Source organism: Kitasatospora sp. NPDC096077, from assembly GCF_040303245.1.
Lineage (GTDB): Bacteria > Actinomycetota > Actinomycetes > Streptomycetales > Streptomycetaceae > Kitasatospora.
The window spans coordinates 1-23,299 of the sequence record NZ_JBEOSV010000095.1 but is presented as its reverse complement, the minus strand read 5'-3'; the positions used below and the strand labels follow the sequence as shown (position 1 = coordinate 23,299).

Annotated in this window: 22 protein-coding genes and 2 pseudogenes; 7 read left to right on the top strand and 17 right to left on the bottom strand. The window is 69.5% G+C overall.

Features of this window, described 5'->3' with window-relative positions; genetic code table 11:
- Positions 1-48 precede the first annotated feature (48 nt).
- Positions 49-858, bottom strand: a complete 810-nt coding sequence (locus ABTZ03_RS40930; RefSeq protein ID WP_350518328.1) for a LysR family transcriptional regulator — start codon at positions 856-858, stop codon at positions 49-51.
- A gap of 69 nt (positions 859-927) precedes the next feature.
- Here ABTZ03_RS40930 and ABTZ03_RS40925 point away from each other — a divergent pair, with 69 nt between their 5' ends.
- Together ABTZ03_RS40925 and ABTZ03_RS40920 are read left to right on the top strand one after the other, a co-directional pair.
- Positions 928-1,830 (top strand): NAD(P)H-binding protein, encoded by a 903-nt coding sequence (locus ABTZ03_RS40925; protein ID WP_350518327.1) that lies wholly within the window; start codon positions 928-930, stop codon positions 1,828-1,830.
- Positions 1,827-2,483: pseudogene (locus ABTZ03_RS40920) on the top strand (SDR family oxidoreductase); the annotation flags it as partial. The gene ABTZ03_RS40925 and the pseudogene ABTZ03_RS40920, both read left to right, overlap by 4 nt.
- A gap of 169 nt (positions 2,484-2,652) precedes the next feature.
- On the opposite strand, the gene ABTZ03_RS40915 reads toward ABTZ03_RS40920, so the two are convergent.
- From ABTZ03_RS40915 to ABTZ03_RS40870, 10 genes and pseudogenes are all read right to left on the bottom strand, one after another.
- The gene (locus tag ABTZ03_RS40915; protein ID WP_350518325.1) at positions 2,653-2,868 is read right to left on the bottom strand and encodes a hypothetical protein; all 216 of its coding nucleotides are present in this window, start codon (positions 2,866-2,868) and stop codon (positions 2,653-2,655) included.
- A gap of 10 nt (positions 2,869-2,878) precedes the next feature.
- Complete coding sequence (locus ABTZ03_RS40910; protein ID WP_350518324.1) at positions 2,879-5,509, bottom strand: DNRLRE domain-containing protein; 2,631 nt, start codon at positions 5,507-5,509, stop codon at positions 2,879-2,881.
- An 838-nt stretch (positions 5,510-6,347) separates the two neighbouring features.
- Positions 6,348-7,187 carry a nucleotidyltransferase domain-containing protein gene (locus ABTZ03_RS40905; RefSeq protein ID WP_350518323.1) on the bottom strand — a complete coding sequence of 280 codons (840 nt, stop codon included), beginning with the start codon at positions 7,185-7,187 and terminating at the stop codon, positions 6,348-6,350.
- A gap of 59 nt (positions 7,188-7,246) precedes the next feature.
- Positions 7,247-7,561 (bottom strand): DUF6879 family protein, encoded by a 315-nt coding sequence (locus ABTZ03_RS40900; protein WP_502894753.1) that lies wholly within the window; start codon positions 7,559-7,561, stop codon positions 7,247-7,249.
- Positions 7,545-7,808: a hypothetical protein gene (locus tag ABTZ03_RS40895; RefSeq protein WP_350518322.1), complete on the bottom strand. Its 264-nt coding sequence runs from the start codon at positions 7,806-7,808 to the stop codon at positions 7,545-7,547. The genes ABTZ03_RS40900 and ABTZ03_RS40895 overlap by 17 nt, the downstream gene beginning before the upstream one ends.
- A 71-nt stretch (positions 7,809-7,879) precedes the next feature.
- Positions 7,880-8,242, bottom strand: a pseudogene (locus tag ABTZ03_RS40890) (transposase); the annotation flags it as partial.
- 117 nt (positions 8,243-8,359) lie between these two features.
- Positions 8,360-9,070, bottom strand: coding sequence for a hypothetical protein (locus ABTZ03_RS40885; RefSeq protein ID WP_350518321.1), 711 nt, complete (start codon positions 9,068-9,070; stop codon positions 8,360-8,362).
- Between the two features lie 204 nt (positions 9,071-9,274).
- On the bottom strand, positions 9,275-9,763 hold the full coding sequence (locus ABTZ03_RS40880) for a hypothetical protein (protein ID WP_350518320.1): 489 nt from the start codon (positions 9,761-9,763) through the stop codon (positions 9,275-9,277).
- 510 nt (positions 9,764-10,273) lie between these two features.
- Complete coding sequence (locus ABTZ03_RS40875; protein WP_350518319.1) at positions 10,274-10,558, bottom strand: hypothetical protein; 285 nt, start codon at positions 10,556-10,558, stop codon at positions 10,274-10,276.
- Between the two features lie 38 nt (positions 10,559-10,596).
- Positions 10,597-11,538 carry a hypothetical protein gene (locus tag ABTZ03_RS40870; RefSeq protein ID WP_350518318.1) on the bottom strand — a complete coding sequence of 314 codons (942 nt, stop codon included), beginning with the start codon at positions 11,536-11,538 and terminating at the stop codon, positions 10,597-10,599.
- Positions 11,539-12,150: 612 nt separating this feature from the next.
- On the opposite strand from ABTZ03_RS40870, the gene ABTZ03_RS40865 reads away from it, so the two are divergent.
- Positions 12,151-12,768, top strand: a complete 618-nt coding sequence (locus ABTZ03_RS40865) for an HNH endonuclease family protein (RefSeq protein ID WP_350518317.1) — start codon at positions 12,151-12,153, stop codon at positions 12,766-12,768.
- 9 nt (positions 12,769-12,777) lie between these two features.
- On the opposite strand, the gene ABTZ03_RS40860 is transcribed toward ABTZ03_RS40865, so the two are convergent.
- The 5 genes from ABTZ03_RS40860 to ABTZ03_RS40840 all read right to left on the bottom strand — a co-directional run bounded on the left by ABTZ03_RS40860 (position 12,778) and on the right by ABTZ03_RS40840 (position 16,479).
- Entirely contained in the window at positions 12,778-13,041 is a 264-nt protein-coding gene (locus ABTZ03_RS40860; RefSeq protein ID WP_350518316.1) for an ADP-ribosylation factor GTPase-activating family protein, read from the bottom strand.
- A gap of 20 nt (positions 13,042-13,061) precedes the next feature.
- The gene (locus ABTZ03_RS40855; protein ID WP_350518315.1) at positions 13,062-13,559 is read right to left on the bottom strand and encodes an Imm1 family immunity protein; all 498 of its coding nucleotides are present in this window, start codon (positions 13,557-13,559) and stop codon (positions 13,062-13,064) included.
- Between the two features lie 205 nt (positions 13,560-13,764).
- A complete protein-coding gene (locus ABTZ03_RS40850; protein ID WP_350518314.1) occupies positions 13,765-14,589 on the bottom strand; it encodes a hypothetical protein in 825 nt (274 codons plus the stop codon).
- Between the two features lie 508 nt (positions 14,590-15,097).
- Positions 15,098-15,400, bottom strand: a complete 303-nt coding sequence (locus tag ABTZ03_RS40845) for a hypothetical protein (protein ID WP_350518313.1) — start codon at positions 15,398-15,400, stop codon at positions 15,098-15,100.
- Between the two features lie 347 nt (positions 15,401-15,747).
- Positions 15,748-16,479, bottom strand: a complete 732-nt coding sequence (locus tag ABTZ03_RS40840; RefSeq protein WP_350518312.1) for a hypothetical protein — start codon at positions 16,477-16,479, stop codon at positions 15,748-15,750.
- Between the two features lie 244 nt (positions 16,480-16,723).
- Here ABTZ03_RS40840 and ABTZ03_RS40835 point away from each other — a divergent pair, with 244 nt between their 5' ends.
- From ABTZ03_RS40835 to ABTZ03_RS40825, 3 genes are all read left to right on the top strand, one after another.
- Positions 16,724-17,620 (top strand): IS982 family transposase, encoded by an 897-nt coding sequence (locus ABTZ03_RS40835; protein WP_350518311.1) that lies wholly within the window; start codon positions 16,724-16,726, stop codon positions 17,618-17,620.
- 722 nt (positions 17,621-18,342) lie between these two features.
- Positions 18,343-19,326, top strand: a complete 984-nt coding sequence (locus ABTZ03_RS40830; protein WP_350518310.1) for an IS481 family transposase — start codon at positions 18,343-18,345, stop codon at positions 19,324-19,326.
- A gap of 959 nt (positions 19,327-20,285) precedes the next feature.
- Positions 20,286-21,443: a hypothetical protein gene (locus tag ABTZ03_RS40825; RefSeq protein ID WP_350518309.1), complete on the top strand. Its 1,158-nt coding sequence runs from the start codon at positions 20,286-20,288 to the stop codon at positions 21,441-21,443.
- Between the two features lie 160 nt (positions 21,444-21,603).
- On the opposite strand, the gene ABTZ03_RS40820 is transcribed toward ABTZ03_RS40825, so the two are convergent.
- Complete coding sequence (locus ABTZ03_RS40820; RefSeq protein WP_350518308.1) at positions 21,604-21,735, bottom strand: hypothetical protein; 132 nt, start codon at positions 21,733-21,735, stop codon at positions 21,604-21,606.
- Between the two features lie 583 nt (positions 21,736-22,318).
- Between ABTZ03_RS40820 and ABTZ03_RS40815 the strand changes: the two genes are divergently transcribed.
- Entirely contained in the window at positions 22,319-22,816 is a 498-nt protein-coding gene (locus tag ABTZ03_RS40815) for a hypothetical protein (RefSeq protein ID WP_350518307.1), read from the top strand.
- Positions 22,817-23,299 lie beyond the last annotated feature (483 nt).

Sequence of the window (23,299 nt, the reverse complement as noted above, 5' to 3'; positions counted from 1 at the left end):
GCCAGCCGCTCCGGCGCGGTGCCGTCCGCGACCTCGCCCGCCGATCGCTCAGGTGTGCAGCAGCGTGGCGGTGGCGATCTCCAGGAAGTCGCGCAGCAGTTCCTCGTGCCGGTCGGCGAGGACGGCCAGGCACGTCTCACTCCCGGGGGCGTCCGTGACGGGGAGGTGGGCGAGGTCGGGGCGGGAGTAGGAACGCGCGACGCTCAGCGGGACGAGCGCGACACCCCGCCCGGAGGCGATGAGTTCGAACTTCTCCTCGAGTGAGGATGTCCGCCGGGTCGGCGTGTCGAGCATCCGCTGGCCGGCGAGGTCCGCGCAGGTGAGCCCGGCACGGCACGCCAGCGGGTGCGCCGCGGGCATGCAGGCGACCGTGGGCTCGTGGCCGATGGAGACGGTGCGGAGCCCCGAGTCGTCGAACGGCCGCCGCAGATACCCGACCTGAGCCCGGCCGTCCCGCAGCGGCGCGTCCTGCTCCCACCAGCGCACCGGGACGACGTCGGTCTCGACGGCCGGATGGCGCGCGGCGAACGCCCGGATCACGTCCGACACGTGCAGCCCGGGAGAGAAGGCGACGGTGAGCCGCGGGACGCCCCGACCGGCGTCGCGCACGCGCCGCACCGCCGTGTCGACGAACGCGAGGATCGCCCGCGCCTCCTCCTGGAGCCGCTCCCCGGCGTCGGTCAGCTCCACACTGCGGGTGGTCCGCACAAGCAGAGCGCACCCCAACTCCCGCTCGAAAGCCATGATCTGACGACTGAGAACCGGCTGGGCGATGTAGAGCTGCTGCGCCGCCCGGCCGAAGTGCCGGTGCTCGGCCACCGCGACGAAGTAGCGGAGCTTGCGCAGATCGAGATCCATGCCTTGAGGGTATCAATTGCCCGGGAAGGGTATTGGACGCCGCAGGCGGGCCGCCCCGAGACTCGAAATATGATCGTCATCACCGCCCCCACCGGCCGGATCGGCAGCCGGCTCCTGGACATCCTGCTCGACGAGGCTCCCGCCCGCGGCGAAGAACTGCGCGTCATCGTGCGCGACCCCGCCAAACTCCCCGACACGGTCCGAGCCCGCGTCGACGTCGTCACCGGCTCCCACGACGACCCCGCGGTCGTCGACCGGGCCTTCGCCGGCGCGGACGCCGCCTTCTGGCTGGCTCCACCGCACCCGCAGGCACCGACTCTGCACGCCGCGTACTCCGGGTTCACCCGCGCCGCCGCAAACGCGTTCACGGCCCACGCGGTGGGACACGTCGTCGGCGTCTCGGCACTCGGCCGCGGCACACCCGTCGCCGGCCGCGCCGGACATGTCACGGCGTCACTGGCCATGGACGACCTCATCGCGAGCACAGGCGTGGCCTACCGGGCACTCGCCAACCCCACCTTCATGGACAACCTGCTACGGCAGGTCGCCTCGATCCGCGACGACGGCGTGTTCACCGACACCGTCGCCGCCGACCGCATAGCACCGACGACCGCCACCCGGGACATCGCCGCAGCCGCCGCCGGCCTCCTGCTCGACCGCTCATGGACGGGGACGGGCGAGGTCCCGGTGCTGGGCCCCGAGGACCTTTCGGCGAACGACATGGCGCGCATCATGACCGATGTGCTCCGCCGCCCGGTCCGCTACGAGCGGCAGTCGCTCGACGACTTCCGCGCCGCACTCACCGGACACGGCTTCGGGGACGCGCTCGTCGAAGGCTACGTCGACATGATGCGCGCCAAGGACGACGGCCTCGACGACGGCGTGCGGCGCACCCCTGAGACCGCGAGTCCGACCACCTTCCGCACATGGTGCGAGAAGGTCCTGGAGCCCGCGGTCCGGGGCCAGGCATGAGCGCCAGAACCGCTCTCATCGTCGGGGCATCCCGCAACCTCGGACTCGGCCTCGCCACCGAGTACGCGCACCGCGGCTGGAACGTCATCGGAACCGTCCGGGGCAGTCGCCGCACCGCTCTCCACGACCTGGCCGAGGCCTCCAGGGGCCGGGTCATGGTCGAGTCACTGGACACGACGAAGCCGGAACAGGTCACCGCGCTGCGCGAGCGCCTGGCGCAGCACACCCTCGACCTGCTGTTCGTCAACGCCGCCATCACGAGGGGCGACATTCCGATCGGCGACGTCCCTGAGGAGATGTTCGCCGAGGTCATGGTCACGAACGCGCTCAGCCCCATGCGCGTCGTCGAGTCCTTCCGTTCGCTGGTCGCGCCGACCGGGACCATCGGCGTCATGTCCTCGCGCCAGGGCAGTATCAGCTTGAACACCAACGGCGGCCAGGACGTCTACCGCGCCAGCAAGTCCGCCCTCAACCAGCTGATGCGCAGCTACGCCGCCCGGTACGCCGACGCGGCGCACACGCTCCTGTTCATCTGCCCCGGCCATGTCTGCACCGAACTCGGCGGGCGGGACGCACCGCTGACCATCGACCAGTCCGTCCCGGGCGTGGTGGGCACGATCGACCACCACAGCGGTGAACCGGGCCTGAAATGGGCCCCTTCCTGCCAGACGTGTTCGCCACCGCCACCGGTGCGTGGCCGCAGTCGCCCCGAACAGGTCCGGCTCCCCGCGTCTTCGCGGGGAGCCGGACCTGTTCTACGAGATCACTCGGACGTCGTGGCAACCCCGACGGCCTGGGCCCGGCTCCGGAGCGGCGACGAGCTCAACGCTTCCGGGACAGCGCGATGGCGAGCAGAGCACAGGCCGTGAGCGCGATGCCTGCGGCCAGTCGGTATGGCCAGGCCAGGCTCCACACGGCCAGCAGCCGGTCCGTGCCCGTCAGGACGGCTGCGACGACCAGCAGGGACCACCAGGGCAGGACGGTGCGTCCGGTCGGCTGCTGTCCGGCAAGGCCCAGGATCTCTCGGATGTTCGCCATCACGTGCTCCTTACAAGCTGCTGATGCAGCCGTAGACGGCAATGCTGAGGTAGGCGTACCCGCCACCCGGAAGCATGAGCGCGGCTCGGCCCGCGATCTTCTTCAGCACGAGGTTCACCGCCACGGTTCCACCGCCCAGGCCGAGGGTGTTCTTCAACGCGCCGAGGCCGCATCGCTGCAGACCCCGGACGGTGACTCCCCAGATCTTCTTCCAGTTCCACGAGAAGGGGTTCCACCACGGGTCCACCACGATCGGGAAGGCCGAGGTGCTGTCAAAGCTAATGGTCTGGTAAAGGATTGTACCGTCCAGACGGTAACTCGTGGCCACGGGCTTGCCGTTGGCGTCGGTTGCCCAGGGGGCGTCGAACGTGCCGATGACGTCGGCGTTCGGGCTGCCGTTGCTGTAGAGGGTCGCGCCGCCGTTCTCGTCCGCCCTGAGGACCGATCCCGCGGGCACGGTGACCGCGGTGCGGTACTCGTGCGGCGCGGTGGCGTTCTTGATCACCTGGAGTGTCCGGGCGCCGCCCTCGAGGGTGGGCTGGACGACCGTGTCGACCGCCTTGGCGTCGTCGGCGTAGACGACGAAGCCATTGAGGTTCACACCCTGCTGCCCGAGTTCGGAGAGCGTGTAGCTGATGCCCGGGACGCCGTTCTTCGGCGTGACCTCGATGGCCCCGTTCGGGTCCCGGGGCACCTTGACCTCGCTGTCCGTCTGGGCGACGGCCGCGTGCGTACTGGTGCTGCTGCTGGCCGCCGCGACGTCGGAGGCGTCGAGTGCCGTGGTGGCGGCGCCGAGCGCCTGGAGCTGGGGGGTGAGTTTCCAGGAGGTGTCGACGGTGAAGGTGACGGGGTTGGACCAGCCGTTGGCCCAGTGCGTGCCGTCGTAGGTGGTGGTGCGGAAGGTGTAGCTGTGGCCGTCGACGAGTTTGCCGGCCGGGACCTTGATACTGGCGGTCCTGCTGTTCGGGAAGGAGTCGGACGTGACTGTGGCCACGACCTGCCCGGTGCCCTTGTCCGTGATCTCGAACGTGCCCTGGACCTGGTCCTCGACGTTGGTGTCCTCGGTGGAGAATCGGAGGACGGGGGTCGTGGTGTTGACCTTGTAGACGCCGCCCTCGTTGTAGTAAGGCGGCCCGGCCTGGAGGTTGGCCCCGTTCACGGGCCGGTAGTTGTACGTGACCTCCAGCACGGGCACCTGGCCCGGGTTGGTCACCTCGGAGGAGTAGAAGCGCTTCCAGGCGTAGGTGTCGTTCTCGTCGGTGGCCTTGAGGGCGATCGAGCCGGTGTCGGCCTTCGCGCTGGACCACGTCTGCACGAGGCCGGTGAGGTCCGTGGTGGTGTAGCCGGCCGTGTTGCAGGTCGCCGAGCGGGTCTCGGTACTGGTGGCGATCTTCTGCTTGAGCGCAGGCTGGTTGGTCCAGCGCGTCCTGGTGTCGGCCGGGTCGGCGGCCCAGACCTCCCAGCCGCGGGCGGCGCAGGACCAGGCGTGGTACTCGTACAGCTTCAGGGTGGCCTTGGAGACCAGGGCGTCCGCGAACACCTTGGTGTCGAAGGTCATGAAGGACCGGGCGGTGCGCTGGACGCCTCCCGCGTAGTCGCCCGGCCAGCCCAGCTTCAGGTCGGTCGAGGTGGACTGGTCCGTGGTGTCACCACCCTGCACGAACGTGTCGAACAGCACCGACAGCGAAGCCGTGGACGGGTCGATGGTGACGGGGTACTTGGTGGCCGGGTCGTTCAGGAACGCCTGGTCCGGCGTCAGCCGCAGTTCGACGGTGCTGCCGTGCTGCTCCAGCGTCATGGGCACGCGGGCGCTGCGCGTGTGCTCCCCGGAGCGCGGGTCCACGCCGGCGTCCCACATGGTGGGGGCCGGCATGACCGACTTGGTCGCCCCGCTCTTGGGGTCCACGAACGCGATGGAGCCGTCCGGCTGCTGCACCGCCTTCACACCGGGGACCCTCAGCGGCAGCGTCATCGGCGCCGCGCCGTCCGCCGGCGGGCGGTTCAGGACCAGGTACTGCTCGAAGCCGGTCCGGGTGGCGTCCACGACCAGGTCCCCGCCCACGACCGCGTCCTTGTAGGTGGCGCGCGTGCCGTCCAGCACGGGAGCGGGCAGCCCGCCCTTCCACTGCACGCTGATCGCGTCGCCGCCCTTGCCGAGCGTGATCAGATCGTGGGCCGAGGCGGCGGGAGCGTCCGCGGCGGCCTGCGCCGACCTCGCCCGCACACCGCCCGGCGCGCCCAGGGTGAGACCCTCCGGGTGGGCCTTCGCGCGGGCACTGCCGTCCGGCTGCCGGACCAGGGTGGCGTCCACCGGCACCCACGTGCCGCCCTGGAGGATGCGGATCGGCCCCGACGCGGCCTCCGTGGTCAGCGTCCCGTCCGGGTTCGCCCAGGTCGTCATGGTCTCGGAACGCCGGTCCAGCACCTCCACCCGCGTGCCCTGCACCCGAGCGGCCACCAGGGCCGGCTCCACGGTGACGGCCTCCGTCACCGTCGGCCCCTTCGCGGAGGCGGACTGGCCGGACACCGGAGCCGGTTCCGCGATCGCGGGAGCGGCTCCGGCGATCATGGCGAGAGCGGTGGAGACGGACACCCCCCCTGCCACCCATGCTCTTGGTGATATCCGACGTACGTGCTTCACGGGACGACTCCTCACTTCGAAGAAGAAAGCCGAAGGCCGGATCACGGAACGGCGTCGCCCGTGGCCCGGCCTCCAGATCTTCGTACAGCTCCCGCCCCTCTCGCTAAAACCTCGGCAAAGGAACTGGAATCAGTTCGTCATCAACAAGTCTTCAACTTTCGACCAAATGTGACGTTGCGTCGGACAATGGTCCGGTATCCGCATGGCCCGAGTGGACTAGATCATCCGACCGGAATCCCCGCGAAAGCGAGGCCGGATCGTGACCGAACCCCTCCCGTCCGGGCGCTCGCCGGTCGACGCGGGCGACGCGCTCCGCGCCTGCGGGTGGTGCCTGGTGATCGCCGCCACCTTCGGGCCGGACGGACAGGCCGAACAGCCGTCGCGGCCCGCCACCACGAGCGCGGTCGCGTCGACCTCGGCACTGTCACTGCGAGAGCCCTCGCCATCCGGCTCCACGCGTGGTCGACCGGACAGGACCTAGCCGAGCCGGTCGATCTGATCCTCGACGCCCCAGGCGGTCAGTACAGCGTTGTCCACGAGCTCGAATCCAGCAGCGGGACTCCCGATCCGGCTGCTTGAGCGTGTCCTCGATGCCGCACCAGGGGGCAGCGGAGTGCTCATGGCTGTAGACCGGCCGCAACATCCCCTGGGTCCCTGGGCTTTCGGATTCCCGGCAACGCACGGGACTCATGGCGCGGACACCAACCTGCAGCACTGACAGGTGCCCTCGGTCATGGGACTCGGCGTCAGCGCCCGCCCGTCGTGGGAGAGCCAGCCCTGCTCGGTCCGCCTGGGCGCACGGAGTCGACGCGGCCGACGCAGGGACGAGCCGGGTCGGCTATCGGGAGGGAGTGGGGACGATATGCAGGGCGTGAAGGGGTTGCCGGGGTAAGGCGGGCAGGACCTCGAACCATGCCTGCCCGTCGTCGAGGTAACGGTCCAGGCCGGTCCAGTTGTTCCAGTGCAGGTCCACATAGCAGTCGACGGTGTCATCGGTGGCCCGGTGGTCGGGGCAGCCGCCGTGAAGTTCAAGGCGGTCCAGCGCGTGACCAGCGCCCTCCAAGTGGGCCAGGGCGGCCAGGGCCGCGCGGCGCAGCGGGCTGGTCGCGACCCAGCGCCGCTCGATGTGGCGCAGGGCCTGAGGTGAGCGGGGTCGGGCGTCAGGCAGGGGGAACGCGGTGACGGTGGCGGTTGCGCAGAGGCGGTGCAGGTCGATGCGGACAGGCCGGGGCAGCAGATCGGCGATGGCCTCGTAGGCGGGCAGGACGTGGTCGCGCGGTGCGCGGCCGGCCGTGGGGTCGGGCCGGATCCCGGCAAGGCGCTGGCGGGCGAGGTCGACCGGTTCGCCGTAACGCCACAGGGCGAGTAGGTCGAAGCCGTCCGCTTCGAGGCTGCTGCGCATCTGGAATTGGAAGCTGACGCCGCGTCGGCGACCGCGCAGCGCCTGCCGCATCGGCACGTAGCCGTCTTTGCCGTTGATGGAGGCGTGTAGGGAGTTCTGCAGCCAGCGATCGTCGGTGGTGTGCTGGACGCAGATATCGATGTCGCCAACCTCGAGTGCGCCGCGGCTGTAGGACCCGAACAGGTAGATCTCCTCGACCAGCGTCAACGGCCACTGGCCCTGTTCGAGCCGGTCCAGCATCTCTTCCAGCACCATGGTCGCCTGCTCGCGTTTCATCACCCGCCCCGCCTCTCCCGGTCCCCTCGTGTCCCGGCCTGACTACCGGCTTGGCCACCCTAACTCCCTTTACTGACAGCGTCGGTGGAAGCTGCGGGCGTCACGGTCCCGGCGTGCTCGTAGCGGATGTACGCGGTGACCGGCTCCGAGACGATCCGGGCCCGGCGCACCACGACACCGCGGGCGACGGCCGCCCGGATCATCGACACCCAGCCGGACCAGCCCTCGCCCTCGGGATCGAGGTCCGGGTGCACGCCGGTCCGCTGGAACTCCTCGAACTCCGCGGCCTCGCCGGCGATGCCGTAGGAGTCGCGCATCTCCAGGTGCACCGCGGAGTGCCGGGCGCCGGCCAGCAACTCAGAGAAGGCCGTCACGTTCGGCATCGTCCAGCGCCTTCCTGATGATCTGCGCCATGCGCAGCGGGATCCGGGTCACGTTCTCGTGGTCGGGAGTGCCGACCGCGTGGCCGGGCAGCCACTCGGTCGTGCCGATCTCCGCCAGGAGCTCGTCGCCGGGCTTGAGGCCCTGGACGACCAGCTCGCGCTTGGCGTCGTCCACCCACACCATCGGGCTCTCGTCCTTGCCGGTGTCGGGGTCCACCCCGGCGAACCGTAGCGTCATGATGCCCTCCCGTACCAAGTCGGTTGCGCAGTTTTGCACGACGCTCCACCCACAGGTGACGACACATCAAGGGCGCGCGGGCGCAGCCACGCGGCTTCCCCGTCTACGCCTCCTTCCGCGTCTACGGCGAGCACCAGGCGGCCGTCGGCGGCACGCGGCAGCGGCAGGCAGGCCGGCTCGGTCCGCAACCGGGCGGCGTCCAGCCACCCCTTGTTCAGCGCGCCGTACAGGGCGCCGTACCCGCGCCGGTGCTCGGGGGCGAGCGCCAGGTCGACCAGGGTCTTCACCGGTCCGACGGTGCACAGCAGCGCGTCGGTCAGTTCGAACAGCGCCGCGTCGCGCCGTCCGGTTAGGCAGTCGTAGAAGACCCCATGGAAGCGTGACAGTTCCGCGAACGGCTCGCACTGCACACCCTGTTCCACCAGACTCGCCATCACGACCTTCGCGTCAAGTCCTGTCCCTCTTGTTCCAGTTCAGGATCACGTGAAGGCGCGCTTGCCCGCCGGGGAATCCCCATGTGGGTGACATGGGTTCACCGGCGAATGCACCTGCTACAGCGTCAGGCAGGGCTCGTCCGTCGTCGGCTTCCTCCGCTCGCCCTCGGGAGTGAAGGCCAACGACCCGCAGAACGAACCGACACCGAAGCGCACCGCGAGAAGCAGCGGCTGCTCATGCTCAGGCGGCCACGATGCGGCGCCCGGCTTGCTGCCGTTCCACAGGTGGAAGAGCACCATCGGCTGCTGCGGGTCCTCCGTGAGGTATCCGAGCGTCTTCCCGTACAGAGGGTTGCTCCCTCCGAACAGCACCGAGGGAGGGCCGAACTCCGCGGTCACATCGGCCCAGGTGCGGTCAACCGTGGCCCACTGCCGGACTCGACCGGTGAGAGCCCCGTACTCCTCCTCGGTGAGAACCCGATCGGGCCTGAGCCAGCGGCGCAACCGTGCGAACTCCGCGTACGCCGAAGCGACCTCGTAGCAGTCGGCCTGCGCAGGGAGCACGGCTCGGAATGCCCCGCTGGGGCCTGTGGAGGTCCACAGGCCCCGTTCTTCCCAGTCCTGCTTCACCTCGACCCACGCCTCCGGCTGACGCTCCACGAAGAGCAGGTGGTCAATCAGAACCCGAAGAGCCACCTCACCCCCGTACATCCCTGGCCGGCGAAGGGTGAGGTTGAGCTGCTCGATGAGGTAGGCGTGGATCCCTTCGGCAGCGGCAAGCGGAGTAGGAAGCGTCACGTGGACAGTCTTCCGCATGATGATCACCATGGAGTGCGTATCCCGATGACGATCACAAGAGGTTAATCGTCAAGCTCAGGGCGGCGGGCCGGGCTGACGGAGGGGCAGAACCAGGATGGCGCCGAGCAGGGCGGCGGCGTGCGTGGCGAGCAGTACGTCCACCCCGCCCCCGACGGCGGCACGTCACCCGAGCGCAAGGCCAGGGCCGCAGTCGCCTGGTAGCGGCTCTCAGCCTCATGCTGTGATCGAGCGCACCTGGCCTGGGTCCAGGTGCAGCTCATAGGCGGTGTTGCACTCGCTGATCAGCGTGCCCACCTCTGCACCGCAAGGGCACAGTTGGTTCATACCGCTTTGGCCGTCGAAGCCGCAGCATCCCCCGGAGTGCTTCTTCCAGTCGGGATGCGGCTGGAGGCCCGACGCGTCATCGGGGTGCAGGATCACCGTGTTCCGGGGGCCCGCGGACACCAGGAACCCGTCACCGTTCGGGTCACTGAGGCAGGGCCCGCCAGCGAAGACCTCTCGACATTCGTCGGAGGGCAGGAGCGGGGCGCCCCACGGCTCGGGTTCCAGGGCGAAGAAGCCGAGCGGCAGGGTGGGAGTGGCTCGACGGGATCCGTCCGCTTTGGGAAACCCTTGATCCATAGGGCGAACGGGCACCTCGGGCAGCTTGGTCAATGGCCCAGCAATCGAACGATCGCAGGCCGTGCACACGAACACAGTCACCCGGAGTTAGTAGCACCCGACCAGCACCCTGCCAAACGGATTATCGGCTGCCGGCTTCCGTTCCGAGGCTCCCCGGACGCCGGCATCGAACACAGCGCTGCCCGCCCTGACGCATCCTGTCGGGGGCGCGACCGGGCGGGCGGCACATGACACACGCTACCGGTCCTCCAGCAACCGCCATCCCTGATGCGTGGTCGACCACCAGACCTCACTCGATCGAGAGTGGGGCGACCCCGAACCGTTCCTTCCGCACACTGACCCAGGCCATCCCCCACACGGCCTAAAAGTGGGGCCGCTCGGATCCGTTCACCTGGGGCCGGAACACCCCGTTAGAAACCGCCGAGGCCGCGGCCACCGACCAACGAGCAGCACCCCGACCCGGCCCCGGACGGTGGCCGCGGGCACAGTGGGGACGGCGCCCCAGCGGAGGCGAGAACGGCGGCGCTGCCGGGGCGGGGGCGCACCGTGCTCCCCGCCCCGGCAGCGCCGCGGACGTTGCTGCCGGTATCCCTAGCGTCGTGCCCTTGTTCGGCGTGTGGCCAGATCTCCCAGCCACCCGAGGCCAAGAGCGAAGCAGGCCGAGGGGATCAGTGCGAATGTCGTGCCTGTCCAGCTCAGGCGCATGGTCAGTATCGTGCCGAGTGCGAACACGAAGCCGGCTCCAGCAGCGATTCGTCCCGTCGTGCTGCCAGGGATCAACTGGGGCGATCCCTGGCCTCGACGGGCCAGGAAGAAGCGCAACAGGATGACCACAAGGAACAGGACGTAGACCAGGTTGATACGGCCATCAGTCACGCTGTCTCCTAAGGCGGTACGGGCGGGTTGGGCATCATTCACGTGCAGTTGCCGCCGGAGTACTCGTCGGGGTACAGGATGGGGATCTTGACCTTCAGGCAGTTGCCGTGGTTCTGCGCCAGGAACGCGACGCGTGCGATGTTGGCGAGCGTCGCTGCGCTCAACAGCCCCGGGACGCCGCCTGCGGCTATTATGCCGGCGATGAAGCTCATGTTCACTGCGGCGTCGGCCGTCTCACCCTTGTTGAAGTACACGGTTCCGGTGATGTTGCCCCAGGTCCATTTGGGGTCGGCGACGACGGGGAAGGCGGTGTCCTTGGTGATGTCGACCCGCTGGATGAGGGTGTTGCCTTCCAGCGTGTAGGTGGTGGGGACGGGGTTGCCCTTCGCGTCCTTGGCCCATGGCGCGTCGATCTGACCGACGGTCACGGCGGCGCCACCCTCGGTGGGGCGGATGAGGTCGTATCCGCCGGTTTCGTTGGCGACGGCCGCGGAGCCTGCGGGGAGGTCGAGTTTGTAGTGCTGCTCGGTCGGCGCGCTGGGGTCCTTGAGGGCGGCCAGGGCGCGGGCGCCGCCGTCGTCCGTGAGCTGGACGGCGATGTCGGTCGAGGGAGCGGCGTCGGGGTAGACGACAGTACCGTTGCCCGTCCGGGTGCCGGCGGTGGGGCGTGTTTCGGGCAGGCCGAGGCTTGCGACGGTGCCGTCCGGGGCGGTGATCCTGACCTGGTCGGAGGCGTTCTTGGGAGCCGTAGCGGTGGCGGTCTGCCCGTTCTTGTTCGTTTGAGCATGCGCGGCGGCCTCGCCGGTGGTGCCGGTGGCCGCCAGGTCCTTGACGCCGGTGGCCCGTTCGACGACACGGGCGGCCTGCTCGGCTTGCGACGGTACGTCAGCCGCCCGGGCTGCGGGGGCAGCTGCCAGGAGCAAGGCGCTCGCGGTCGCTGCGGCGATGGCACTGCTGGCTATGTGTGTGGTCCGCTTCATCGGCAGATCCCTCCGGTTACACGTCATTGGACACGCCGCCTCGGCAGGATCGCGAAGGCTCCTGCACCCGGCCGGCGTGGCACCAGACATTTACAGACGTATGCGACCTGTATCGGGCTTTTGTCGGATTGACACGACAAGTCATGACTAAATTCATGAAAGAGCATCAATAGTCCCGGGAGCTATTGGGTCTCAGGACTCACGCCAAAACGCTTCCCTCCTGCCCTTGTCCGAACGCCGAACGCGCACCGGGACGGGCAGGTCGGGGCGCAGCCGAGCGCGCATCCGAAGGCGTGGCCGTACGAGCACGGACAGCGGCGGGGCAAGGCCGGCGGACAAGCAGGAACCGAGTGGTGGGTACCCGGGGTGCCCACCACCAAGCAGACCCATCCGGGCGGGGTTTCCGAGGTGCCGGCCATCGGGCGGCCTACGACGCGCCCAGCGAGCAACACGTCCACCCCGATCTGACGGGTCGTCACTAGGGCCCTTGCGGGCTTGCCCCATCGGGCTTCGTCGACTTCACCCGGCGCTGCCTCCGGAGTCATGTCGTACCGCCCGCCGCACGGATAAAAAGGGGGGAAGGCATCTGGGCAGCAGCAGAGGGGCTGAGTCTTGAGCGCGCACAAGCACGACTCGACGAAGGACCACCGCAGCAACGCGAGCGGGGAGCGGACCGCGGCTGGCACGAAGCGGCTCCCGCAACAGGATCCGTCTGGCCTGCTCGCTCTGCAGTGCAGCGTGGGCAACGCCGCCGTCGTCCGTATGATCCAGCGCACGGACGGAATCGCCGACCGTGTCCGGCAGCGGAACAACGCCTCCCGGGCGCACAGCCCGCGGCTGCGCGAGCAGGCCGCCGGAGGCCGCGGCCAGCCCAGCTACACCGATGCCCCGGAGCGCGGCTTTTGGGACGGCAACTCCCGTTTCCCGTACCGGGCGGGCGTCCAGGACAACCTGTTCAACCCTTTGCTGGACGCCGCGACCGGCCTGTACAACTGCCCCCGTTGCAACAAGCAGGTCCCGAGGCACCCGGCCCGGCCCTCGGACAACTACATCACGGTGGAGCACAAGATCCCCTTCCGGCAGTGGATCATGGATCACGCGGAGCCGGACCAGGACGGAAAGATCACCACCGACGCGGCCAGTAAGGCCTATAGCGATGAGAGCAACTTGCAGGCCCTGTGCCGCGACTGCAACAGCAGCCTTGGCGGCGATCAGAACACCTTTGTCTGACCTGTTCGATCACCCTGACGCCCAACCGAAGGTCGGTGGCGACAACGGCCTCGGTCTCCTGGTGAGCTCGTCGGCGAGCAGGGTGGCGGCCTCGGTGGCCGCGGCGCGGGAGTTCTCGGCGGCGGCCTGCTGGCGGGTGCGCAGCCGGTGGATGTGGGCGCAGGTGCTGCACAGGGCGCGGCCGTCGCCGGTGGTGGGGGTTTCGGGGCGGGCCCCGCAGTCGGCGCAGATGGGCGGTGTGCGGTGGTTGGTGGCCGGCCGGTCGTTGGGCACACCCGGTACCGGGGGCGGGCTCAGTCCTCGATGAGCCCTCCCTTGCCGGTGTCGTTGCGGTAGCCGTTGTACTCTCCGGTGACCCAGCCGATGCCGTCCGGGCGCTCTCCTGTTCCGTCGAGGCAGAATCTGTGGATCACGCCCGCGATCTGGGACAGGGGCAGCACGCTGGAGGGGTCGTAGATCGCGCCTGTGTGGTCGTCCGAGATCAGCTCGGGCTCGTCGCCCGAGGGGTCGAGATTGTCGGAGAGCCAGATCCAGTCGTAGCTCCCGCCCTTGCGGCCGGTGTTCATCCACAGCAGGGCCCCGTAGCGGCCGGTACGGTCAACCGTCGCCCGGAGGCAGGCGTGGGGGCGCGTCGCCTCCGGATGGCTGTAGGTGAACCACGCATGCCGGTTGGCGGAGCAACGGAGGGCCTCGCCCACGAACTCCTCGACCTCCTCCGGACAGGACGGGAACCTCCTCACTTGTTCCCCCCAGGACACCTCCCCGGCAGCGAACGAAATCTCCAGGATCACGATTGGCCAGTCCTCTCAGGGCAGGGCACGATCAACGATCAGGTCACCGACGATCATCGCCCCACCCACCGACACCCACGGGCGAGCCAGGAATTCGAGACCGTCCCGGCACTGCAGTACCAGCACCGGCGTCGAACCCCCCTCCTCGCCACGTGCTCGATTCCGGCGGTCGAGGCGCGGTGGGACCGTGCGAGGGTGCGTGGCGTCAGAGCCGGGCCTGGTAGGGCGGGAACGCCGCCGGGTCGGCGTAGTCCTGATCCGCGTCGGGCCAGCGCCGGCGCAGTACGGCCGCGATACGGCGGATTCTGGCGGTGAGCCGGGGCAGGGCCCGCTGGGTTTCGCAGGTGTGCGCGGCGGCTTCCAGCGTCGCGACGAGCTGGAGTCGGCTGTGGTCGCCTGGTGAGCGGGTGTCGAGCCGGGGGAACCGCTGCAGGCGGACCAGTGCCCAAGACGCACAAGCAGCGGCCAGGCCCCCTCCGTACCGTCGGTCGTCCTCGGCCTCCGGGATGCCTTGGGCCAGGGCGTGACGGTAGTGGTCGGCCAGGCCCGTAGTAGTCGGGTCGCCTACCGTCAGCCAGGCCGGGCCCGGTACATATAGGCACACGGCATCCGTCAGTGCGTGGGTGTAGCCGGCGAATTCGAAGTCGACGAGTCGGGCGTCGGCCGGGCCGGCGGCGTGGAGCAGGACGTTGTTGGCTTCCGCCTCCTGGTTACTGAGGGCGAGAAACGGGCCGGGATTGGTCAACTCGTCTATGGCCACAGCAAGTTCATGCGCGGCCCGACCTTCGATGGGCGCCCCGAGGGCCGAGGCGTGCTCGATTCCCGCCTTCCGGAACGGGGCGAGTCGTCCCACCCGGTCCGCTGCGGGGTCCACCGGTCCCAGCTCGGCCCGGCGGGCGTAGTAGGTCCCGGCCCGTCCCGCGGTGAGCGCGCAGCGCACCGAGGACCCGGGCGAACGCCGCCAGCCTGCCACCGTGCGCTGCCGCGCCGTCCCGTCGAAGCAGCTGGTCGAGGCGCACGCGGGGTTCAAGGTCCTCCAGGACGAGGAACCCGGCGGCCGTGTCGGCGGCGACGACGCCGGGTGCGAGACCGCTCCCGAGGTCCTCGCCGAGGAACTGGAGAGCGGCCAGCCCGGTACACATCCGCCACGGGGCCGTGCGCGCCTCGCGCGACCCGCCCGCTACCCACTTCACGACGACGGAGCGTGGAAGCGGGGCAGTGCTCCGGAGCCGGACCCGGGCCACGGCCCCATCCGTTCCCAACCGTCGACAGCAACCGGTGAGGCGTAGAGGCCGGACAGGAGATTCCGCAACGCATCGATGTCGAAGACCTCACCAGGAGCAGCCACCGATTCAGCCTACGACCCGCACTCTGCATCGGACACGGATCTGTGACTCAGCACGCTACTTGTCGCCAGAAGCGGTGCTCGGCGCGCGGTTCTGTGGTCGGGTCAGCATGACAACTGTCGCTGAATCGGCGAGGTGTCTGAGGGCTGGTGATCGTTCGGCAATCAAGCTGTCGCCAACTTCGAAGAAGCCTCAGCTCACCGAGGCACCCGGCGCCAGCACCAAACCCGCTGCTGCGAGGAAGTCCTCAAGGCCGATGACACCGCCGTCGGTGCCGTCGTCCCATTCGACGAGGAGCCCCGAGAGGCCCTCGTTCCACGAGCCCGGCGTGTCGACATCATCCTCAGGCCCGGGGTGCCACTCGGCGCAGCCCCCACCATGCCGGTATCGGAGGTACAGGTACTGGCCGTCTACCGTCCAGGCATCCCACTGCGACGGGTAGGCAGAGCACGTCTGCACAACCCGCACCAGCTTCCGACCCTCACCTGTATCCATCCGACGATGGTCGCGCAGCGGCAGATCTCCGGCAATCGACTTCAGGCCGCCGCCGCAGGCGCCAAAAGCAACAGCCAGAGCACGCCACCAATGATCGGCCGGACAGCTCCGAACGTGCCACGGTCCACCTCGTCGGCGAGATCGACACTGACCCTGGACGACAGATTCCACGCTGACACGACGGATAGCCTGCCGAGTCACACAACTGAGCCAGGACGCGGTAGTTGGAACCAGCAGGGCCGGGTGGGCCGGTGATTTCTGGTCGGCGGACACGCTTGTTGGCAGCACGTGGTCACGCTTCTTGCAACAAGCCGTGAGTTGTCAGTCTTCTTGGCACCCTTGCGCGCTTATGAGCACTCCCAGAAGAAGCGGCCTTCGCGGTGGTCGGGGCTGACAAAGGCGTAGCCGTAGCCGTAGCCGAAGTTGAGAAAGTACGGATCGTCCTCGCCCTCGCCAGCGTCACTGATCTTGAAGAGGAAATGCCAGGGGGCGTCGACCCGCGCCTCGTGGTTGGGGTAGGTGGCGGTGCCGCCGTAGTAGTCGTGCAGTTCCTCCCCGTCGCAGTCGTCGATGTCAGGACCGTCGCCGCGCATGCCGCGCTGGTATGCCGCTTCCTCGTCGATTGTGCGGTCGACGTCGGGCGGCACCGGCTGAAGGTCGACGCACCATTCGACCGGGATCTCAGTGTCACCGGGACCCCAGCGCCACAGGGTCCGTCCGCGCGTTCCGGGCGGACCGATGGCGGCGAAGAGCGGGATGCGGCCGTCCGGTTGCACCAACAGAACGGCCTCGCCGTCCTCCGGGTCGATTCCTCCCATAACGATGTGGTCCTCGTGCAGGAAGAGGTAGGCCAGCCGGAGTTCGGGACCGGGTACGGGGAACTGTCCGATGAACACCAGCGGTTCGCCGGACCCCGGATGCACCGGCCAGGTCGGTTCGGCGAGCCAGACGGGTTCGCCGCCGAGCTTGGCCACCGGGTCGGCAATCGGCTGCGAGGCGGCACTGAGGATCATCTGCTGGCGTGGCAGGAAGGCGGCATCGTACGGCCCCTCCGCTTGCCCAGTAGGACGCGCGATCATGAGCGGACCCTACGGCACACCAACGACGAACCGCGCGGTCTAGTCAAGGCTCGGAGGGGAGGAACAGACGACTACGCGCCTACCTGCAAGGTCGGCGTTCGCGCGGGACAGAACCCAGCTCCAGCTTGCCTAACCAGGTTTCAACTACCGCGGCGCGGCTCAACAACTAGACGAGTAGTTCCGAAGTCGGCTGGGTTTGCCGGTTCTGGTCCGGACGCGCAGGAAGGGTGTCCAGCATCGGGTTGTGACGACCGAAGAGCTGGACACCCTCCTGACCGCACTCTATGTACAGATCGATGATCATCTGCCCCGAACGCGGTGGTTGGGCCGCCCGCCGCGGCTGACGGACTCCGAACCGGTCTGCCTGGCCGTGGCCCAGGCCCTGCTCGGCTTCCACTCCGAGGCCCGCTGGATCCGCTTCGCCCGCGTCCATCTGCGCGGCATGTTCCCGAACCTGCCCGACCGGCCCGGCTACAACAAACGCCTGCGCGCCGCCCGGCCACTGCTCCAGCAGGCCATCCGCGACCTGGCCCGGGCAAGCGACCTGTGGGCCGACCCGGTCTGGATCACCGACTCCACACCGGTGGAATGCGGCCGCTCCCGGGACACCACGCGCCGCTCGGCCCTGGCCGGCTGGGCCGGCTACGGCTACAGCCGCTCCCACTCCCGCTGGTTCTGGGGCCTCAAGCTGCACCTGGTCTGCACGCCAGCCGGGCTACCCGTCACCTGGGCCCTGGCCAGCCCGAAGGTCGACGAGCGCGAGGTCCTGGCCGCGCTCGTCGAGACCGAACCCGCACTCGTGCGCGAGCGCCCCGGCCTGCTGATCCTCGCCAACAAGGGCTACGTCTCCGCCGAACTCGACCGCTTCCTGGAGCAGTACGACGTCCAACTGCTCCGGCCGTCCTACCGCAACCACGCCCCACGCCCCGGCGAGGACCTGCTGAAATCCGTCCGCCAGCTGATCGAGTCCGTCAACGACACCCTCAAAGGCCAACTCGGCCTCGAACAGCACGGCGGCCGCAGCATCGAGGGCGTCGCCGTCCGGGTCGGCCAGCGACTCCTGGCGATGACCCGCGCAATCTGGCACAACCGCACCACCGGCCAACCCGTCACCCGCTCACTCATCGCCTACGACCACTGACCGACTTCGGAACTACTCGTCTAGGACCTGGCCGGGTGGGGCCGCGCGCAGCAGGCCGCCCGGGACAAGCTCGTCCCGGCGCAGCAGTGGACACTGGAGCACGTCCTCGGACTCGGCCCCCTGGCGCCGGGGCAGAAGCCGGCCGCGAAGGTGACGCACGCGGAGTAGGAGACCCGGAACCTGGCGGCCGCCACCGACCGCGCCGTCGGCCTCACCGAACTCGGGATGCGCTGGGAGTGGGCGGGCACCGGACGCGGGCTGGGCCGGGTTGCCCCAAAAGCCCTTCCCGCGAAGCGCTGGAGCTGCGACTCTCAGTCCATGACTGAGCAGAACGATGCCCCGCTGGGCCTCTGCAGCTACTGCGACGAGGACGCCGTTGAGGCGCTCCAGCAACTACGGATGACCGCGCAAGACCCGGTCTCGCCTCGACTTCCAGTGTGTGTGCGCCACCGGCGACTGGCCATCGACGGTCGCCCGGGCCCGCGTGTGCGATAGCCGCTTGGGCGGGTTTGTCGTGGTCACTGTTGTTCTTCTGCCACGGCGGTGGGTTCCTCGGACTGCTGCTCGGGCAGCGCCGGGGGCTCGGTGCCGGCCTGCGCGGTCCACGCCGCGAGCTAGGTGTATTGACCACGAGCGTTGTTGACGGTGGTCGGGCTTGATCATGGCGAAGACCTCCGGTGTGGTGGAGGTGTCTAGGCTCCACACCACACACGGAGGTCTTCGTGTCCCACCGTAATGCCCGCTTGACCGTGCATGGCAGGCGGCTCCTGGTCGATCGTGTCCGCTCAGGCCGGCCGGTCGCGCACGTCGCGGCCGAGATGGGCATCTCCCGGGCCACCGCCCACAAGTGGGTGCGGCGCTGGCGGGCCGAGGGCGAGGAAGGCCTGCTGGACCGCTCCAGCAGGCCCCGCACCACCCCGCACCGCACACCCGCCGCCGTCGAGGCCCGGGTCTGCGAGCTCAGACGGGAACGAAAGCTCGGCCCGGCCCGGATCGGCCCGATCCTCGGCATCCCGGCCTCGACGGTGCACCGGATCCTGGGCCGCCACGGCCTCAACCGCCTCGCCTGGCTCGACCGGCCCAGCGGCGAACCGATACGCCGCTACGAACGCGAACGTCCGGGCGAACTCGTCCACGTCGACATCAAGAAGCTCGGCAACATCCCCGACGGAGGCGGATGGCGCACGGTCGGCCGAGAGGCCGGCGACCGCAACCGCCAGGCCACCACCACCGAACGCAGCAGCTGCAAGCCGGTGATCGGCTACAGCTACGTCCACTCCGCCGTCGACGACCACACCCGCCTCGCCTACAGCGAGGTCCTCGCCGACGAGCGCCAGGAGACCGCGGCCGCGTTCTGGCAGCGCGCACACGCCTTCTTCACCGGCCACGGCGTCACCGTCGAACGCGTCCTGACCGACAACGGCTCCTGCTACAAGTCCAGGCTCTTCACCCGGACCCTGACCGATGCCGGCGTCGCCCACAAGCGCATACGCCCCTACCGGCCGCAGACCAACGGCAAGGTCGAACGCTTCAACCGCACCCTGCTCGACGAATGGGCCTACCAGCGCGCCTACACCAGCAACGACGAGCGCACCGCCGCGCTGGCCGACTTCCTGCACCAGTACAACTACCATCGCTGCCACACCGCACTCGGAGGCCAACCCCCGATCAGCCGCGTGAACAACCCTGCGGGTCAATACAGCTAGGTGCGTAGTTCCTCTTCGGTGTAACGGCTCGCCCCCGTCTTGTCCTGCACGCCGTCGGGGACGGGGATACCGCGCTGCTTGGAGCGAGCGAAGTACGTCCGAACCGTCGCCGGTTTCCAGGGCAGGATCTGCCGTTCCCGCCCTTCCCGGAGGGTGTAGCGCTCAAGGCCGTCCCGCCAGCCCCGCTCACCTGGAGGATCCGGAGCAGGCTGGACCGGCGGGACGACCGGACCCGGATCGCCGACGGGGGGGACGCTCCTGATTCGGCAGGGGCTCAAGCCGTGCCAGCACCCGGGCCAGGGACACACCCTGCACCCCGACCGCGGCGGCCTGGGCGGTCAGCTCCACCACGTGAGCGTCGGCACGGCGCACCTCGGCGATCGCCCGGTTCCGAGCTTCGACAGCATCGTTCAAGGCCTTGAGGCGAGAAGTCCACTCCACGTCCCTGCCCAACAACCCGGGCCCGTCCCAGGTACCGCTCTCGGCCGCCCCGGCCCGGGCGGCCCGGGGGTAGAACCGTCGTGGCCGGCGGTCGGATTCTCATGCCGCCCGGTGCTTGGGCGGGTAAAGCCTGGCATGCAGCACCCGCTCCTCCCGCCAGGGGTCGTCCGGGGTGGAGACCAGGACGGCCATCTGCTCTCACCTGGTCGGGGCGGGCAGCACCAGCGGGCCCAGCTCCTCTCTCCCGGTCGCTGACGCACTGCGGGCACTCAGCCGGTCCGGCCGGGCCTTCACGGTCAGCTCCAGCAGCGAGCCCGCTTTCCCGCCGATCAAACCCCGGCACGTCCAGCACGGGCGCAGCACGGCGTTCGCGGCCCGGACAGCCTCCAGCTGTTCTTTGGCCTCCCATTCCAGGCGCTCCTCGCGGCCTTGGTGACGGTGGCTTCGCGAAATCGGTGTCGCGACGGATCGGAGCGGACGGATGATGGAGGCTGGCAAACGCATAGCCTGGGGGGATAGTGCAGGAGGAGAACAACGGGCAGGCAGGCGTGCCGAAGCAGCAGCCGGTCCGGAATGGGGGCTCGGTGCCCCGATCTGGCGCTCTGACCCAGGGATCCGGCGAATCGCACACGCACAACCGGGTCGACGGCAGCACCATTCACGGGAACCTGATCCAGGCCGCGGTCGTGCACATCCATCTCGGCCCCGCCCGGAACGGCCGCGGGGCAGGAGAAGGTCGCCTTCCCGGGAAACCGATCGGACGATGGGACCCGCACGACCTGGAGGTCCACCCGGCCGGTACCGGGGAGAAAGGCGGACGCGTAGCCGCGGGGCACGCTCAGGACGCCAGCAGCGAGGGCGCCCCGGGCGCGGCGCCGCGGGACGGTGCCGTCGCAGCGGGCGACGCCGCGCGAGCCGCCCGCCTCCTGGCCGCGCTGCCCCCGTACGAGCCGTGGCTGCGCACCCTGCGGACCAAGCCGATGGACCACGTCCACACCAGCGTCGACGACGCGTTCACGCTCGCCTGCGAGGAACTGCGCGCCGAGATCGTCGGCTTCATCGACCCGGCCCTGCAGCAGGCATACGCGCTGGTGGAGGAGACGGCGATGGCACTGGAGCTCAAGCTGGAGGGGATGCACGGGCCCGACCCAGGCTCACCGTGGCGGGTCCTGACGAACTACGTCCCCCAGCGCCGCCAGCAGCTCGACGGCCTGCACGCGGCCCGCGACCGGTTCGACACGGCCTACCGGGCCCTACTCGATGTGCTGAACCAGCACGGGATGCTCCCGCAGCTGGACCGTACCGTTCCTGGCCTGTCCAAAGGGCCAGACACCGGGCCCGGCAGAACGGACGACGGGGCCGTGGCACTGGCCGACACGGCCCTTCGGGCACTGCGCCGGGCATTGGAGTCACAGGTTCCGATCGACGGATTCGACAGCGACCTGGAGGTCGACCCGGGGGCGTCCGGCGACGAACTCGAATGGGAGGAGATGATGTGGGACCCCGCCCTGCGCCAGCGCAGGGCCTACCGTGGCGCCCTACGGGAGGTGCGGGAGGCGTTCGACGGACTCGCGCCGTACCTCCTGCTGGTTCTGGGCCCCGACCCCACGCGCGAGGACCTGGAACGGGCGGACGAACGCGTGCGACGACTGCGTGCTCAGCACATGCAGCCCTGACAGACCGCAGCACCCGGCGGCCCAGAGCAGCCAGCGAAGACGCAGCAGGCCGGGCCAGCGGTACCCGGCCCGGACCACACCACCCCGGCGACCGGTGCCACGCGGCACCCAACCCGCCCTACCAGACCGAACACGACCCCCGACACCAACCGCCAACAGGTCACGCCCGGTTCTTCGCCGGGTAGAGCTTGGCATGCAACACCCGCTCCTCCCACCACGGATCGTCCGGGGCGGAGACCAGCACAGCCACCAGCTCGCGCTTGGCCGGGACCGGCAGCATCAGCGGGCCCAAGTCCTTTGCGGCGCGGGCCTGTAAGCACTCGGGGCACTCCAGCCGGTCCGGCCGGGCCTCTCCCGCAGCTCCAGCTCCGCACCTTCCTTCCCCCCCGGTCGAGCCCCGGCACGTCCAGCACGGGCGCAGCGCGGCGTTCGCGGCCCGGGCGGCCTCCAGCGCCCGCTGGTCGGCGTCGGCCTGGCGGCAACCGGCGCACAGACCGTCGTTGTTCCAGTCCCATTCCTTTCTCCTCCCACCGCTCGTCCGAGAACTGCGCCGGGCAGCGGCGGCAGGCCGGACGGCGCCGTTCCCGCTCCTGCCGCGCGCCGTTCCTGGCGGGCCTGCTGAGCTGCGGCCTGCTCGACGGCCAGCAGCTCGCCGCCGTCCGGGTCGTCGAACACGGCCGTGAGGGTGTGCCAGCCATCCCGGCCGAACCGTGCCAGACCGGTCCGCCGGCACCGGGGCGGCGCAGCAGCGGCAGGGTAGTGGCCACGACCGGTATCACCCGGTGGTACGGGGGGACACCCAACCGGGCGGCCTGCGTGTTTCGGAGCGGGGAGACCCCTTGTCGTGGGCGCCTGAGTGACCGGATGATCAGCTCATGCCCATGAGCCGCGGCAACTTCGATCACGTTCCCGTGAGCACGCTGTTTCCCCATCTGTCTGCTGCCGCTGTCGAATCGCTGCAGCGCGCGGCCCGCATCGTTGACGCGGCTCAGCCGCAGGGCGCCGCAGCGATGTGGGAGTGGAAACTGGAGCATGCGGTCTTCACGGGTCCGCTGTCCCGGACCTGGGTGATTCTCCTCCTGGACATTGTTCAGCCGACCAGCGGGAGCGACTGGCTGGAGTTCCAGTTCCAGGTGGGCTGGACGGACCAGGGCCAGCACGAGGTGACCGCTTCGGTGAATGTGGGCTGCTGGTGCGAGAGTGACCACGGCACCCATGACGTCGATGTCCTTGCGTTCACCGTCGGTGACGACGACATCTCGCTGTCCCGAGCGTTCGAAGCAGGCGCCGAGCGCATGGCGGGCTGGCTGGCTGAGCCCCAGAACGCAGACTTCTGGCGTGCCCGCGAGGACTTGCCAGCCCGCCGTCCCTAGGGTCCAAGCGGGCTGAGGGCAGGTGCATGGGTTCCCTCCAGGAGACGCGGAACAGACGTGCCCGGCCAAACGCCCAAGATCACCGGTGGGTCAACCCCGGACCGGCGGGCGCCAACAGGGGCGGGCGGCATGGACGGGAATGGGCTGGCACGGGGCCGGGCGATGGAGCGGGCCGTGACGGGGCTCCGGAACCGGCCGGGACGGGGCACCGGCGCTGCTGGCTTGTCCACGGTTGCTGGATGTCAGGTGCTGTCCGAGACGCGTTGCGCGGCCGGTGTTCGTCGGAGGCTGGCCGGAAGGTGCCTTCCCGCTGCCCGCACGGGCGCGCTACGTTGCGTTTACAAACCGTTGCTTTACGTGTCCGCCGCGTGCTCCTGGCGGAGGGGATGGCCGGGGCCCGTCGTGAGGTGCGGCGGGCCGGGTGCCGTATGTCCCGCACCCGATGTTCAGTCCTGTTCTGTCATGACGGCGCCTGCTCCGCAG